Source organism: Mesorhizobium sp. CNPSo 4670, from assembly GCF_057784235.1.
The window spans coordinates 1-17,311 of record NZ_JBWJFQ010000031.1 but is presented as its reverse complement, the minus strand read 5'-3'; the positions used below and the strand labels follow the sequence as shown (position 1 = coordinate 17,311).

Below are 17,311 nucleotides of genomic sequence, written 5' to 3'. Positions count from 1 at the left end.
CGACGGCGACCACGTCAGCGGGCACCAAGCGTCAACAGCAGTGTCAGGTCCAATCCTCGCAGCTACGCTTCCTTCTATGGACGCTCGTCCGATCCTCCGAGAGTCGATGAATCTTCGACTACCCCAGTCTTCCGGCCCAGACGGAATGAAGGCTCACGGCTAGCTAGTCTTCTGTCAACGCGGATCAAAACCGCCTACTGCGCAATTGCACCCACAAAATACGGAATGACATATTTCAGTGCGATGCCCGCGTTATGCGAGGATGGAAATTCCTGTCCGTAGATGCCGGAGGCCTATCGGGAAAGTGGCAAACCCGGTTGGGTATAGCCGTGACATAAATGAAAGGCTTATCCCACATAGAGCGAATAACCCCGTGTGTCGTTTCAACTGAGGTTATGTTTGTCGCCCCAGCCTGCTGTGCTTTCAAGATAGAGTTAGTATCTGTGTCGCAATACGGTGGAGCCTCGTTAACTGAACTGATCCCAACTGCATCAGCTGCAATAATGAGCTGAAGGACGCTCGCAGCGCGGTTCTGCGGCGCGATCATTTCGGAATTGATAGCCACCAAGGTCCTCTGATCGGCGGAAACGTTAGAAAAGAACGACGCGGGTGTTGTGCTCGGAACAAGCGTATCCATATGGCCAGGCCAAGACCAGCTGCCTGGGGCACCATTTGAAGCATCGTGGATGAAGATCGTGCCACCAATCGTGGCGCACCCGTCATTGGAGACTATGCCTGGATATGCGGCGGTGCCAAATGCAATGACTCCATCCGGCGCACTAGCCGGATTCGTGTAATTCGTGATTTGCTGCATGGCGATTACCTTTTTGCCGCTGTTGCCTCCGGTAATAGCAAGGTCGTCAATGCACCAAATCTCCAGTGTTGCTGTTGCAGCCGTGTCAGACTGCGAGGAAAAAACGTCAATTAGGCACCGAGGTGCTCCTGGATCCCTAGTTGGGGTGGGTGGATTGGGTTGAACGCGTGCCCAACGTGGCCAATCAACATTGTATGGAGCGCTGAGGTTGGGGCTATGAGCCATTTGATTACACAAAGCAGCCATAAGACCGTCGGCCTCGTGATTGCGATTGGCAACGACGACAACGCGAAGCTTCTTGTTAGAAGTTGTTTGGGCGAGCGATCCCTTGGAACCGGTGATCAGCGTTACGCCAGCAGTGGCTAGAAACGCTCTTCTGTTGAGCATAGCTCCCCCCGGAAAAATCGAAGGACAGTTTGCACGGTCCATTGGCCATTGTCGAGGTCGTAGAATTAAGTTGGCTTACGACTGCCGACTGGCAGTAGAGCACCCCGCGATAGACCGCCCGATGGGTGCAAGTTAGATTATCTTCATCAACTTCTGGCGTAAGGTCGGGCCACTGCGTAGACCTTACTTTCTCTCGAAATAATAAGGTGTTACGCTTCAATTTTGGGGCGAGACTTAGAACAGTTTGCACATTCAGTGCGTCGCACTGCTCGGGCTAGGTAACAAAAGTGATTTTGAGAGAACTCGTTAGAGATGAGCGCACCTCGATACGGCAGGATGGGATTGATGGTGCAGCCTATTGGCGGGGAATGCGCTATCTCGGAGGCTACAGCTTTTGGGATGGCGAGGAAGGTTCGCCGCGCCTGTGGGAACACCAACAAGCAGCGATCGCTACAGTTGTCGCCTATCTGAATGGTGACAAGGCGATCCCGGAGCGACCGGAGCAAAAAGAAGCGGCACTTCTCAAACTTCCAACAGGTACCGGAAAATCCGGCATCATCGCCGTGCTCGCGCGCTGTCTTCCTAATGTACGCCGCATACTGGTACTCACGCCCCGCACTGCGCTGACCGAGCAGCTTATAGCGGACATTCGTTATCGCTTCTGGAGTCATATGGGCTTCGAGCATGAGGGAACGGCGCTATTTACTGCCGCGGCGGAAGATTTCGGCAATGCCTTGGAAAGCGTGTATGTCGAGCAATTTCTGCCAAAGAACGTAGGCATGATCGCGCAGCACCTCACCGAACCGGGCTCCGATCGTGCAATCCTCGTCGGCACCCATCAGGCGCTCGGCGATATCCGCAAGACGGCACATGATCCCGACGATGGCGGTTCCCAGGACGCGACGACCCTGCTTGCCCATATTCGTGACCAGTTCGATCTCGTGATCGTCGATGAAGGTCACTACGAGCCTGCAATCTCGTGGTCACGCGGCGTTCGCGAATTCAATCTGCCGACTCTTCTGTTGAGCGCAACGCCCTACCGGAACGATTACAAATCGTTCCGTGTGCGCGGGCGCTATCTTTTCAACTTCCCTTACCGGCAGGCTGTAGACGAGCGCATTATCCGTCCTGCTGACATCATCGTGCCTCAGGGCGACGACCACAGACCCGTAGGACGGGAAGCTGCAATCCCACAGTTTGTCCGCATTCTGCACCATGAATTGCCGGACCGCCTTAGGGAGGCCGAGCGCTGGTTTCGAAATGGTGCAACGCCAAAGGTCATGGTGCGGGGCGACGATGTCGAGACCCTCGCGCTTTTGCAGACCGAGATTAACCGCGTCTTCCGGACCCGCGCCGTCGTTATTCATGACCGGGCCAAGAAGACGCCCGAGAACAGCGACATGTTCACCACTGTAGCGTCGGCTCTTCGGTCGCGCGGCGACGCCCAGTTCTGGATTCACCAGAACAAGCTCATGGAGGGGATCGACGATTCGTCATTCGTTGCCATCGCCATCTTCGATCTCATGGGAAATGCACGTCAGCTTGTGCAGCAGATTGGACGCGCAACCAGACATTCGAATGGCGAAGACGGTGTGCCGCAGACCGGTTGGGTTCTTTCCACGCCTTCCAATGCCGAGCGCATTCGAACCGCGTGGGAACGCTACCAGGGCTACGAGGACTATGCGGCACGGAATACGGCACACATCGTCACGAACGAGGTGACGTTACCGGATCGCCTGCTCGAATATATGGCCGAGTACCAATACATTAGCGGTGAATTTCGGGGGCGCTTCGAGTTCGAGCAGCCGCTGGCAGCAGGTGATATTCAGCTTCCCCGAACCGCCGCTGTGCTGAGAACAGCCGCGCCGCTTCCCGACATCCGCGCGTTTGGCACGGTGATCGAGGAAGCCATCATGGACAAGGACCGGTTCAAGATCACGCCGATTGAAGGGATGCCGCAAGGGTCGATGGGCTTTTCCTACTATGCATGGCGAAACTCGCCGTACCTGATCGACCGCTTTTTTTCCGAATGGAAGCTCGGGATATTCCTTGCCGTCCAGCAGGGCGAATTCGTTTTCATGCACGATACGGAGGGCCTGGTGGTCGATATGGACGGGCTTAGCCTCAAACGTGCGGGCAGGTCTATCATGGAGAAGGCATTTCCCGAAGACGAAGACAACCCGTCTCGACTTTCCCGCATGTCATTTTCCTCGCTCGATATGTCTCAACACGCAATCCGGGCAATGGCGCTGCGCACTCGTTCTTTTGCGGATGCCTTCACCGATTTGCTGGACCCCTCGCTGGTTCCTGCAACTGCCGCCGGTTTTGTGAACGGGACCGCGCGGTATGTTGGCTTTAACCGCTCGCGCCTGCGCGATGCTTCCGAGCGCTATGTTCCAGTTGAAGACTATATTGCATGGACGGCAGAAATTGCAGCTGATTTCGCGGATGCTGATAGAAAGCGGAGCCATGTCTTCGGGCGCTACGCAGCGTTGGTCGAGGATATTACCGACCATGAAGCCCAGCCGGTTTCGATCTTGCTTGACCCATCGCTTGACGACATGCGGGACGACGAGGTCGGTGGGGCGGCTTGGGTTCTCCATGAGGACATAGATTATTTTGATCTGTGTGCCGAGGTGGACGGCGCCACCGGCGACTTCACAATCCAGATCGGTGACGAGGAAGTGTCTTGCAGCGTCGAGTTCGTTCCTGAAACGCGCAAATACAGGCTCACCAGCACCAAGCTGGATGAGCTTGCTCGCGCGCCGGAAGGGGACGGCAGGCATCAGGCGCTGACACTCGTACAGCGGCTTAATAAAGGGCAGGCCTTCCGCATTCTCACGCAACGCGACAGCGTCGTGTATTCGGAGGGCAGTTTCTACGAGCCGAAGATGCAGTGGGTCCAGGACGGCGACACCAAGCCGGTTCTCGAATACGTTCATGGATCGGCTACGCTCGACGCAGTCGAGAGTGAGAAGGGTGAAAACAACTACGAGGCCAACCGGGGCAATTGGTACCGAGAATCCATTTTCGGCCTCCTTTCGGTAACTTGCGATGGTCAGCGCGTTGCGAACGGAATCGCGGACGACAAACTAACAGCCGCAATTGAAGCGCTTCCCGTCTGGCTTTGTGACGACGACAACCGTGAGGCTGCGGATTTCATTGGGATTGATCCCGATGCCAAAAAGATCGTGCTTGTTCACGCCAAGGTCGGTGATCAAGGTCCGAGAGGTCACGGTTTCAACGTTGGCGGATTGCAGGATGTAGGTCGGCAAGCCCTCGCCAGTCTGGGATTCATCACGCGAGGGCAGCCATCTCCTGTCTGGACACCCGATCGGTGGCGAGCCGATGTGCAGGCCAACCGGGTTACACTGAATGGCCGCAATCGCATCTTTAGGAATCCTGACGGTCTCACCGCCGCACAACTCAACGATCTGCTCTTAGCGTCGTGTCGCAATCCGTCATTCAATCGTGAAATCTGGATTGTCGGCGCAAAGATGGCGCGCAGGAAAGCGCTCGCGGACGGTCTGGACGAAACACCATGGGACAACCGTCTGCGGCAGTTCCTTATGCACTGGGACGCCATGCAGACTGCCTGTGCCAGAGCGAATACCCGCCTGAGGTTCTATTGCTCTACTTGAGCGCACTATCCGGCTTCCGCTGACCAGGCTTCGTGTACCGGGCCAACCCCGAAGGCGCGTCTCGGCACAGCGTGCGTTTATGTCCGCACAAAAACCGGCAAGGATTGAATGACTGCTCTGTCTTCTGAGAGAGGCTCGAACAAGGTGAAGCGAACGTCCTCGTCCCAATCGTCCCATGCTGTCAGCTATCTCAAATGGCAGCTCCCGGGCACCGCATCGGAGAGCCTGAACCGCCGAAATGAGGCGCAAAGCCGTTGTTGACAATGCGACTTGCCTCGCGAGACGGGGCAACAATGAAACCAGCGGAAATTACCCGAGCTCGTGGATCATTGCGTCGGGGACCACCGTCTTGGCGATCTCGCACAGGTGCTGATGATGCGTGAGGTAGATTACCTGGCCCACAGTGGCCATCTTGCCGAACAGGCGGAAAACTTCCTCCGACCTGAGATGATCGAACGTTTCCATGATGTCGTCTGCGATGAACGGAACAGACGGCCTGAGGTTGGCAAACTCGTAATATCCGGCGAGGCGTAGAGCCAGATAGAGCTGAAAACGCGCGCCTTTTGACAAAGCATCTGCGACCTTCGACTGACCATCCCGCTGTGTCGCGATGAGGACCTCGCCGCCCTTTACCGGCTGGGTCGTCAACCCCGTGTACTGGCCTCTCGTGATCAGTGCGAAGGCGTCGGAGGCCTCGTTCATCATTCCAGAGCGGTGACGTTCGCGGTAGACCCGAAGCGCGCTCGCGGCCGACATCACCCCAAGTTTCAATTCGATGTACCGGGCAGCCTTCTCCTCGATGTCGAGAAGGACGGTGCGGCGCTCAGCATCGATCCGGGCAACTGCGCTGTCGCCGCCGATCGCATCGATCTTGTCAGTCGCGCGGGTACGCCGGACGAGCTGCTGTTGCAGTGATTCATCGACGTCGGCGAGGCGACGCTCGACTTCGGCCTTTTCAATAGTGAGCCCATCGAGATCGAGGCCTTCCAGCAAGAATCGCGCCTGGGCGAAATCGTCGAGAGCGAGCTCGCTCGTCAGTCTTTCCTCAAGCTCGACCACGGCACTGTGCAGACCGTCTCGCTCGCGAAGCTGTTGATCGCGCTCTGCGACCTCCGGCAGAGTTCCTACCCCAAAGGCACCGAGCACCTCCTGTTTTGTGGTGTCATTTGCCGCGACCTCAGCGTTCAGTGCCTCTCGAACCTCGTGCAACTTTTGAACGTCAAGGAGGAGATTTGCCTTCGCCTCACGGGCACGCTCGGTTTGCTCCAGACGCTCAGTCAGCCCGACGCTCACCTGTTCTGGCGCGTCGTCCATTGCACGCTCGCCGACTTGCGCACCAAGGCGGGCCACCTCTTCAGCAAATGCAGTCCTGTCCGTCTCCATCTTGCTTATGCGGATACGCATGGCCTCACGATCCTGCAGGGCCTTTGACAGCTCTGACAACTGATCGAGCACGCTGCCAAGTCCAGTCCCGGCGATGCCTTCTTCGAGCCAGCTCCCCTTAAGCGTTTCCTTGACCTCGGCCTGCCATGCACTCTCTCGCCGCTCTGCAATTTCAACCGCGAGCCGCCTAGCGGCGAGCTCCTCTTCCTTCGCCGCGACGCTCCTCAACGCTTCCGCCCGTTCCGCGTCGACCTTTGCCTGCCTCTCCAGAAATCGGTCGGCGGTGACCACCATTGCCTCCAAGGCCTCCACAGCTTCCGGCTGAATTCCAACGCTTCGAAGGGCCGAGGCCAATCCGAGACGGATCCGCTCTCCTTCGGCCTTTGCCCGTTCAATCCTTGCGCGTGCGAGCAGGATGTCGTCCCAGGCGGCAAGGGCGTCGGCGCGCGCGGAGAGGCGATCCTCGAGAAGTCCGATCAGGAGGTCGAGCGACTGGGCCTCGCAATCCTCAAGCAAGGCGCCAGACATTCGCCTGATTTCGGCGGATGCCGTTTCTGCGCGCCTGGCCACTCCCGCGATTTGGCTGCTTACGCGCTCAATTGCCGATTCGGCCTCGGCAACCTTTTGCCTGATTGCGCGCAGATCCGCGAGCTCGCCCGCATGGGCCAATCGAGCCGCGCCGACATGATCGTCCTTTGCGAGTGCTGCGGCAAAGATAGCTGCTGTTTCGGCCTTGAGGTCGGCCCGGTGATTTCGCCAGGCCTCGTCCCTCCCTCGGCGAATGGCTTCGGCTGTGTCATCGTCGGCGATGTCGACCGAGGCGCGAGCAGCAGCTAGACGTGACAACGTCACGATCCGACTTTGTTCATGCTCAGCCAGGCGCTCCGAAAAAACCGCCTTCTCCCTTTGAAGGTCCGCGGCCAGTGTCTTCCACCCAGCCATCTGCATGGATCGCGGGATCGGCATCTTCGAAAGTGCGTCCGCATCTCCCGACCAAGGCCGAAGGCGCCGCATCGCGTCGGCCAGCCTTGTTTGCTGCTCGTCCTCCAACGCGCGAGCCTCTCTGATCTCGCGTGCGTGACTACTGGCCTTCGCCTCCGACACGGCTGCCATCAGCCTGGCTCTTGCGGGCTCGGGCACCGCTCTCTCCTCGCCAACGCGACCTCGCGCAGCGTTAAGCCCGTGGAGCGCGGCAGCGGCTTCGTCGCGGGCCATCCGCAGGCTGGTCGTGATGCCGGAGCGTTGTTCGACCATAGTGCGGAGCGTGCCGACCACAACGGCCGGCAGGATGAGCCGAGATGGATCCTGTTCGGCCGATCTTCCGAGCGCGGCGAGACAGTTCACCACCACCTGGTCAAGCATCTGGACTTCCATCTTGCGGGTCGGCAGATCCATCCCCGCGGACGCATAGCGCGCCTTGCGGTCGGCTAGTCCTCGCACCTTCTCGGAAATCGCCAGCACAGCGTCGTCGACAGCGATTGCTTCTATCTTTGCCTTCGCCCGGTCGATCTCATCGGCATTCGCCTGGAGACGGGTCCTAAGCTGCGCGTCCTGATCGATCAATTCCGCGACGCTGCCACTCCAGGTCCTGGGGGGAGACGGTATGTCAGGCAGCTCAGCCAGCCTGCTTGCCTTGCGTTTTATCTCGGCCAGGAGCGGCGCGGCGCGCACATATCGGTCGATTGTAGCCAGCCGCGCTGACAACACCGCGCGTTCAGCCAGGCTGCGGTCATACTTGTCCTGGGCTTCCACCCGTTCCGCCTCGAGCGCCTCGAACGTCGAAGCCAGGGTGTCGATCGCCTCCTTGCGGGACTTGAGCTCCGCGAACCGCTTCTTCAGCAACGCGATTTCGGTGCTCTGGGCCTGTTTTCGATGAAGACTGTCGGCCTCGGTCTCCAGTGCGGCCAGGACATCGCTGGCATGGCCAAGCCCAGCACTGGCGGTGAAAAGGAGCTTGCCGAGATCGCCGCGCGATTCGAGGATCGCCTTGCCGCCCGCTTCTAGCGTCTCGTCATCGAGCGAGAACATGCTGCTGTAGGCATCGCGGGACAAGCCCGCGAGGTGCGCCGAAATGGCCATTTCGCTCAGCGGCCTGCCTTCGGCGTCGTGCAGGGAGTTGCTGCGGCTTTTGATGCGTGAGACGGCAAGCGTCCGTCCCTCGAATTCGAGCAGTCCGCCGATGCGCATCGAGCTATATTCGTGCAGGAAATTGTAGCGGCTGCGCTCTTCGATGCCGAAGAGCAGATCAAGGTAGGCGGAAAGCGCGGTCGACTTGCCAGCCTCGTTCAGCCCGAAGACAATGTGGAGATCGGGGCCTGAAACCGGTTTCTCTCCGAAGTCGATCGCCTTATCGGTAAATTTGCCGTAGCGGGTCAGGTCAAGGCGCCGCAATCTCATCGCGTCGCACCTGCCTTGAGCCGGGCCGTGACCAGGTCAACGCTTCCGGCAAGCACATCGTCGAGAAACTGTTCGAGCCCTGCTTCGTCCTTGCCGGCGAAGCCCCGAGCATCGGGCGGCAGGTCCGCGATGGTCTTCAATACGAATTCGCGCGCTTCGGATCGAAATGCTTCTGAGCTTGCATTGGCGCGCATGGACTGCGCGAGTTCCAAAGTTGGATCCACAATATTTCTTGGATCTCTGGCAGCGGGCGTCGAAAGATCAAGCTCCAGCTTCTCCACCCAGGTGTCCCCCACCTGTTCCGCTGCCTGTTCGGCTTCTGCGACTGCCAGGTCCCGATCGCGCATCAGCGACCATGAAAGGGCAGACGTGCCGACCAGCCCAAGGCGGGCAACAAGGTAGCGCGACCCGGCCGCCTCGCGGGATCGCTCCAGTCCTGCTCGGATGCGGACGATGGCCTCGCTCCATTCGGACGTCCCGGTCAGATCGACGCTCACCCGCTCGAACTGCGCGACACTGGTGGGCCGCTCCTCGATCTCGACGGAGCGATCGTCGCGAATGGTGACCAGCGTGATCGACTTCTCGCCCGCCTCGTTAATGTCCCTACCCTGAGGGATCCCGGGCATTACCAGCGTGCTCACGCCGGAATAGACCTGGCGAACGTGGATATGGCCAAGCGCCCAATAGTCAAAACCGTGACCGTGCAGGTCCGCGACACTGCAAGGTGCATAAACATCGTGGCTTAGGGAGCCGGACAGGCTCGTGTGCATGATGCCGATGTTGGCAACTCCCTCCTGTGGACCTGCGTATTTAGGCAGCAGGCTTTCGGGCGCCTTCGGACTGGCGAAGCTCAGCCCATGGAACGCAACGTCCACTCCCCCGCCAGACTGGATCACGGATTGGCAGCCACCGCCAAAAGTGGTCACAGTGTCGGGCAACACGAGCTGCTTCGTAATCCGCGACATGGCGTCATGATTGCCGCGGATCATATAGACCCTGACACTGGCCTCCTGGAGACGCCTCATCTGGGATGCCAGAAAGCGCGCCGTCTTCATCGAAGTCTGGTCGCCGTCATAGAGGTCGCCAGCGATCACAAGCGCGTCGACACGTTCCGCAAGGCAAAGATCCACGATTGCGGTAAATGCCTGTCGGCTAGCATCTCCGATGAGATCGGCGAGGTCGGCATTGCGCAAAGCGAGCGAACGCAGCGGTGAGTCGAGGTGAATATCGGCCGTATGAATAAATCGAAATGCCAACGGAATGCTCTCCAGCACCAAACTGCTCAGGCCAAACACAGTCAAAGATCCGCCCAGACCATCAGGGCGTGCAGCGAAAACGTGTCGGTTTCGGTAGCAAAGACCGGTAGCGTTCCGCAACAGTCGCGGCAAATTGGAGTCACGGCGCCAACGGCGACCTTCGTCGCACTTCCGGCCATGCGTTACGTTCAGAACCGGTCGATCTTGCTTGGCCCAATTATCGAGTGGACAAACGAACCCTTTGTATTCGTGCCGCCCACATCGAGCCTTTTATCTCCCGAAAATACTGTTAATCTGAACTCGGGGGACTGGAGTCAATGCAATCTGCCGATAGTTCAGAGTTAGTAACAAATGATAGTGTCGCAGCGGAAAGCCCGACTATCCCGCGCATAGTCGCGGACGTAGCGTCTAGCTTCACATATGCATCCTATCAGAATGCAATTCCGGTTGTTCGATCCATCCGGCTCGATAACGACACCGCGCGCAGTTTGGACAATTGCCGGCTCGAACTGACGTCATCGCCGTCGTTCCTGCGGCCGAAAACCTGGACAATTGACCGCCTCGTTCCCGGCGACCGCCTTCAGGTGAGCGATCGGAAGGTCGAGCTCGACGCCGGTTATCTGGCAGGCCTCAACGAGGCCGAACGGGGTGAGATCACCTTGCGGCTGTCGGCGGCGGGCGAGGTCTTCGACGAACTGCGTCTGACAGTCAGGTTGCTTGGTCGCGACGAGTGGGGTGGCGTTGCCGACATGGCGCAGCTGCTCCCGGCCTTCGTGATGCCGAATGATCCCGGTGTTGCACCGATCCTCAGGGCAGCCGCGGAACGACTCGCCGCGCACGGGCATCCGAGTGGCCTTGACGGCTACCAGTCGCAAAGCCCGCAACGGGCATTCATGCTGACGGCTGCCATCTATTCGGCGGTCGCCGGCATAGGGCCGCACTATGCCGAGCCTCCTGCGAGCTTCGAGAGCCGTGGCCAGAAAGTCAGGCGTCCTTCCACTATAGCGGAGGAGCGGCTGGCTACCTGCCTGGACAGCTCACTTCTTTTTGCCGCCGCCCTCGAGGGAGCCGGCCTCCACCCTGCTGTCCTGATGTTTGATGGACATGCCGCTGTGGGGGTCTGGCTCACCAAGCGCACCTTTTCCAACGCGGTTGAAACGGATCAGATGGAGGTCCGCAAGGCGCTGGCCTCGCGCGAGTTCATCGCTTTCGAAACCACAGGCGTCACGCACCGGCCCGCGCTAACGCTCGAGGCCGCCCAGAACGCGCTCGGCATTCGCCTTGCGGAGGAGCAAGCGCATGCCTTCGTCGCGGCCATAGACGTGCGTCGATCGCGCAGTGGCGGCATCACGCCTCTTGCTTCGCACGAGCCGGTCAGACGCAATGCGGTCGATGAAGAGGCGGCGGCTGGGGTGGCTTTGCCCCTCCCCGCGGCGCCAGCAGTCGGCGAGATGCCGGCAGAAGCCGTTGAGATCAAGCCCACCACTGCGGTGGGTCGCATCCAACGTTGGCAAAAGAAGCTGCTCGACCTGACACTCAGGAACCGCCTTCTCAACTTCCCAGATTCGAAGAAGACGATCCCGTTCTTGTGCACCGACGTGGCCTATCTGGAGGACAGGCTGGCAAATGGTGCGGCAGTCCGCATCATCTCCTTGCCCGAGCAGAACCCATTGGGGGAGCGCGACGCGGAACTCTACCGCGATGTGCACGGTCGCGATCTGCTACGCGGTTACGCGGCCGACGCGCTGCTGCGGGATGAACTCGCTTCGACGCTGGATGCCCGTCAGCTGGAGGCGAGGCTGATCGACCTCTACCGGCAAGTGCGCAACGACTTCGCCGAAGGCGGGGCAAACACGCTTTTCCTTGCTGTGGGTTTCCTTCGCTGGAAGAAGAAGCCCGAGGACGAGCGCAGCTATCGGGCGCCGCTGCTGCTGGTGCCGGTCCGGCTCGAACGGCGCAGCGCGAGCTCACGTTTTACCATCCGCTTCCACGAGGACGAGCCTCGCTTCAACGCCACGCTTCTGCTATTCCTGGAACGCGATTTCGAACTTCGCCTGCCCCAGTTCGCCGGCGACCTGCCGCTCGACGACAGCGGCATCGACGTGCCGCGGGTCCTGTCTTCGATGCGACACGCGGTGCGCGATGTTCCCGGCATGGAGGTGGTCGACGAGACCGCGCTGTCAACCTTCTCCTTCGCCAAGTTCCTGATGTGGAAGGACCTTGTCGAAAGAACCGACGCGCTTCGTCAGAACAGGGTCGTTCGCCACCTCATCGATACACCCGAGCAGGCCTTCGATGGTTCGGGCAATCAACCCGCCTTTCGCGACGAGGCAGAACTCGATCGGGTTTATGAGCCTTCGAACATAATTGGCCTTCTCCCGCTGGATTCCTCGCAAACGGCAGCAAGCATGGCGGCCGCCGAGGGGCGCGATTTCGTCATCGTCGGACCGCCAGGGACGGGAAAGAGCCAGACCATCGCGAACATGATCGCCAACTGTCTGGCCGTGGGCAAGACGGTCCTGTTCGTTGCCGAAAAGACCGCGGCGCTCGATGTCGTCTATCGACGACTGCGCGAGCATGGGCTTGGTAATCACTGCATCGAGTTGCATTCCAACAAGGCCGACCGCAAGCATTTCCTCGCCCAACTGAAAGCCTCATGGGAACAAGGAGGACGAGCAGACGCCTCGCAATGGGTCGCCACGAACGAGCGGCTTCGCCTTCGCCGCGATGAGCTCAACGCCTATGTCGAGGCACTGCACAAGCGCTACCCAAACGGTTGGACGCCCTATCTGGCCTTGGGCATTGCGCTCAGGTCGCATGATGCTGCCGCACCGGCATTCACCTGGTCGGCGCCTGACGGACACGACGCGCAATCCCTCCTCAAACTGGAGGAGTTGGCGGCGCAGGTCGGCCTGATCTTTACCGCGGTCGAACGCCAGCCAGCGCTGGACCTGGTCGATGTCAAAGAGTGGAGCGGCGACTGGCAAATGAGGCTGCTTGGCGCAGCGAAATCGCTTCATTCGGCAATCGGCCAATTGACGGCATCGATACGGGATTATCAGTCCTGTCTCGGCCTCGCGGCCGGCGAACTGCCTAAGGCAGAGTTGCAGTCGCTGACCGAGTTGGCGCAGCTGCTGGCTCAGTCGCGTAACCGCGATGTCTCGATTGCCTACGACCGGGATTTCCCTACCTTCGGCGAAGCGCTCGCCAGGCTGGAGCGCTCGATCGGGGACTATCGCGAGGCAGAGCGTGGCCTTTCCGCCGCCTATGACATCGCGGTCGTCCGCGACATCGACATAGATTCCCTCGACCGACAATGGCGCGATGCGCAGGCTTCGTTCTGGCCAAAGTCAGTGCTTGGCACGCGCAAGGTCCAGAAGCAGCTCCAGGATCGCGCGCTACGCGGGACCGCGGAACCCGGCAAGGATCTTGACCTATTGCGCCGGATGAAGGCAGCCCTGTCGGCCATCGACCAAAGCCACTTGGCGGGCAAGCCATTGCCTGTCGACGGGCTGACAACGGACGTAAAAGACGTTGCCAATATCCTTGATCTCGCTCGCCGCCTTCGCCTGTCACTGCGGATTCCCGGACGAAGCCCGGACGAGTTCCGCACCGTCGTGCGGGCCGTGGCGCCGAGTCTGCGCGGCACCCTTGAAAACGATCGCTTGCGCGGAGCGGGCGACCGGCTGCTGGCCGCCATCAAGGATTTCCATGCCTCGCGCCTGGCACTCAGCGATACCGCGGGACACGACATTCCGGATGCCGCCGATGGTCCCGGCCTCGAGGCTCTGCGCGCAAAGCTGATCGCGCTGGCAGACTCCCGGAACCTGCTTCGCAATTGGGCAGCCTGGTGCGGCGTGAAGGCCCAAGCGGTCCAACATCATCTGGCACCCCTCGTCGAGCAGATCGAGACCGGCGCCATTGCGCCCGACCAGGCGCGTGAGGCTTTTCAGATCGGCTATGCCAGATGGTGGCTGCCCACGGTTCTCGACAATGACGCGGTGTTGCGCAACTTCCGCAGATTCCAGCATGAGAATGCGATCAGCGAGTTTCGTGAGATCGACGATCTGGTGCGCACGCATGCCACGCAGCGCGTCGTCAGCGCGCTTGCACATGGGCTGCCTTCGGTACAGAGCGTGTCGCGCAACTCCGAGCTTGGGTTGCTGCGCTATCAGATGGAACTCCAGCGACCCAGCCAGTCGATCCGCGACGTCATTGGCAAGATACCACAGAGCTTTGGCAAGCTCGCCCCTTGCATGCTGATGTCACCGCTCTCGATCGCGCAGTACCTGCCGCCCAACCAGGCGCTGTTCGACGTGGTGATCTTCGACGAAGCCTCGCAGATAACCACGTGGGACGCCGTCGGCGCCATTGCCAGGGCGCGACAGACCATCATCGTTGGCGATCCAAAACAGCTGCCGCCGACCAATTTCTTCGGCCGCAACGAGGAAGAGGAAGATATCGCCGACCACGAGAAAGACCTTGAGAGCATCCTTGACGAAGCAAGGGCGTCGGGGATTCCGGTGCGCAATCTCAGATGGCACTATCGAAGCCGAAGCGAGTCGTTGATCGCCTTCTCCAATCACCATTATTACAACAACCGGCTTGTGACGTTCCCGTCCCCGGCGGTCGACGATCGCGCGGTGAGCCTGCGCAAAATACCCGATGGCATCTATGACCGCGGCAAGAGCCGGACGAACAAGGTCGAGGCAATGGCGGTCGTGCGCGAGGCCGTCGGGCGGATGAAGCAATGGCTGGCACTGCCCGAGAATGGGCGTCCAACGCTCGGTGTGATCACCTTCAACGCACAACAGCAATCGCTGATCCTCGACCTCCTGGATGCCGCGCGCCGGGATCATCCGGAACTCGAATGGTTCTTTGCCGAAGACCGGACTGAACCCACGATCGTCAAGAACCTTGAAAACGTCCAAGGCGATGAGAGGGACGTGATCCTGTTCTCGATAACGTTCTACAAGGATCCATCCGGAAAGCCGCCTGCGATGGATTTTGGGGCGCTGAACCGTGAGGGCGGCGAGCGCCGCCTCAATGTCGCGGTGACACGAGCCCGCCAGGAGCTCATCGTCTTTTCCGGCTTCACCGCCGACCAGATAGATCCGTCGCGAAGCAAGGCGATTGCGGTTCAGCATCTCAAGACATTCCTGGACTACGCCGAAAGAGGCCCAATCGCCTTGCCCAGCGAGAATTTTGGATCCGTCGGTGATTTCGATTCTCCGTTCGAGGAAGCAGTCGCCGATCATCTTGAGCAGCGCGGCTGGACAGTCGTTCCGCAAGTCGGAATTTCCGACTTCCGGATAGACCTCGGCATCCGGCATCCGGATCTCGCAGGTGCGTATCTGGCAGGCGTCGAGTGCGATGGAGCGACTTACCATCGGTCCGCAACGGCGAGAGACAGGGACAAGGTTCGCGAACAGGTCTTGACTGGCCTCGGCTGGACAATCCTTCGCGTCTGGTCAACGGATTGGTGGTTCGATGCCGGGGGCTGTGCCGAGCGTCTTCATACAAGTCTGATGAGTCTGCTCGAGCAGAACCGGGCGCGCCACTCGAGCGAACAGACGCAAGAGGCGACGGTCCGCTGGCAAATGGGCCAAGCGGTCGAACCGACAATCGAGACTGCCGAGCCTCCGTCAACGGCGACCGAAGAGCTCCCACCCCTGCCGGCCACATTGGAGGTCGATCTCGTTTCGGCAAATGCTACGACAAATCCTGAGGCTTTGGGCGTTTCGGCGCTCGCAACAATGGCGGACCAGGGCAATCTGGAGGAAAGCCGTTACCGGATAACGGACTTCGCCGCCTTCCGGCCAAACGCGGAGCAATTCTTCGAGTTTGCTTACGGAACCACGTTACGGGGAATGATAGAAGCAGTCGTTGAGGTGGAAAGCCCGCTGCGCGCTGATGTTCTTGCCCAACGCATTGCCCGTGCACACGGGTGGCTGCGCACGGGCGGACGCATCCGTGAACGGATCGACCTTCATCTGCGCGATGTGGATCGTACACAGGAATCGAGCGGCGAATTCATCTGGAAGAAGGGAGCGGTCTCGGAATTCTTGTCCTATCGCCGGCCGCTCAATGAAGAGGCCCGACGCTCCATTGCCGACATACCTTTGGCGGAGCTTGCCTCGGTGGTTTTCGACAATCCCGGACTTCTCGACATGCCCGACCCCGCACGCGACCTGGCCCATCTTCTGGGGGTGGAACGCCTCGCCGCAATCTCACGGGCGCGCCTGGATGAGGCAATCGCCAAAGCAAAGCAGCACATGGCAATCCCCTCTCACGGGCAGCAATAGGACACGGCGCCCGATCTCTATCGCTTCTTTGCAACTTGAACCGGCTCGACACGGTCGGAACTCTGTGCGGGTCACGCGTCTAGAATCTAACCACGGCATCCGCGAGTTGGGGGTGGAATGAAACATGCGAAGGGACGTCACCCGGGGGCGGTGTGGCGAAAGACCGACTTCCAGATCCATACGCCGCGCGACGCCGGATGGACAGGCGGCGGTGGCTTGCCAGGCGGATCCGAGGAGAAGGAGCTGGCGCGCGAAGCGTGGGCGGATGAATTCGTGGCGGCATGTCTCAAGAGGGAGATCGGAGCGATCGCGATTACCGATCATCACGATATAGTCATGTACCCCTATGTGGCTCGGGCAATCGAGAGATCACCGGCAGCCAAGTCGACGCTATGGTTGCTCCCGGGCATGGAGGTGACGTGCAACGACTCTGTCCAGTGCTTGATCCTTTTCGACCAGGATACGTCAACCAGTGTCATAGGTCGCCTGTTTGGCATGATGCCCAAAGTGCCTGCACCAGATCAACTTGCCGCTCGAGCCCCGCAAGCCAGCCTCTGCGGAAAAGACATTGAGGATCTGTTGGGGGCGATCTTCCAGGACGAAATGCTCAAGGGCAGGAACATCACTCTTCCGCATGCTAGCAGGGGCGGTCACAAGGACATATTGAGGCAGGGCTTTCATCAGCGTTTCGCCGACCTCGAAGTCGACGGGGTCTATAACGAGAAGCCGTTTGCAAGCCTCGACGAGACGACGCGAAAGAAGATCTACGGGGAGATATCAGATTGGGGTGATCGCCGGCACGGCATCATCACCACCGGCGACAATCGCGCTTCCAACTATGCCGACCTCGGCATCAATGCATGTTGGATGCGGCTCGGCGAGGCTACGGCGGAAGCCGTCCGCCAACCGGTGTTGGCGGATGAGGCGCGCATTACTTATGCGGAGCCGTCCATCCCCAGCCAGCGCGTTTTGGAATTGCGGGTAAGCTCGACGCTGACGGGAGACAATTTCACCATAACATTCAACGATGGCTTCAACACTCTGATCGGCGGCCGAGGCTCCGGGAAATCAGCAATCCTGGAATATCTGCGGTTCGCGCTTGGTCGCAGCACCCTGGACGCTGCCGAC

6 protein-coding genes are annotated in these 17,311 nt (G+C 59.8%); 3 read left to right on the top strand and 3 right to left on the bottom strand.

All coding sequences use genetic code 11. The features are described 5' to 3' along the window. Nucleotides 1-235: 235 nt before the first annotated feature. On the bottom strand, nt 236-1,201 hold the full coding sequence (locus AC0ZT5_RS32705; protein ID WP_488499790.1) for a hypothetical protein: 966 nt from the start codon (nt 1,199-1,201) through the stop codon (nt 236-238). Between the two features lie 287 nt (nt 1,202-1,488). Between AC0ZT5_RS32705 and AC0ZT5_RS32700 the strand changes: the two genes are divergently transcribed. Next, a complete protein-coding gene (locus AC0ZT5_RS32700) occupies nt 1,489-4,842 on the top strand; it encodes a DEAD/DEAH box helicase (protein WP_488499789.1) in 3,354 nt (1,117 codons plus the stop codon). A 309-nt stretch (nt 4,843-5,151) separates the two neighbouring features. Here AC0ZT5_RS32700 and AC0ZT5_RS32695 read toward each other — a convergent pair whose 3' ends face one another. Further along, nucleotides 5,152-8,622, bottom strand: coding sequence for an ATP-binding protein (locus tag AC0ZT5_RS32695; protein WP_488499788.1), 3,471 nt, complete (start codon nt 8,620-8,622; stop codon nt 5,152-5,154). Then, nucleotides 8,619-9,878 (bottom strand): metallophosphoesterase family protein, encoded by a 1,260-nt coding sequence (locus AC0ZT5_RS32690; RefSeq protein WP_488499836.1) that lies wholly within the window; start codon nt 9,876-9,878, stop codon nt 8,619-8,621. Before AC0ZT5_RS32690 ends, AC0ZT5_RS32695 begins: the two co-directional genes overlap by 4 nt. A 317-nt stretch (nt 9,879-10,195) precedes the next feature. On the opposite strand from AC0ZT5_RS32690, the gene proA reads away from it, so the two are divergent. Beyond that, complete coding sequence (proA, locus tag AC0ZT5_RS32685) at nt 10,196-16,183, top strand: anti-phage protein ProA (protein WP_488499787.1); 5,988 nt, start codon at nt 10,196-10,198, stop codon at nt 16,181-16,183. 117 nt (nt 16,184-16,300) lie between these two features. Then, nucleotides 16,301-17,311 (top strand): AAA family ATPase (locus tag AC0ZT5_RS32680; RefSeq protein WP_488499786.1); only part of this gene is annotated, 1,011 nt, incomplete at its 3' end.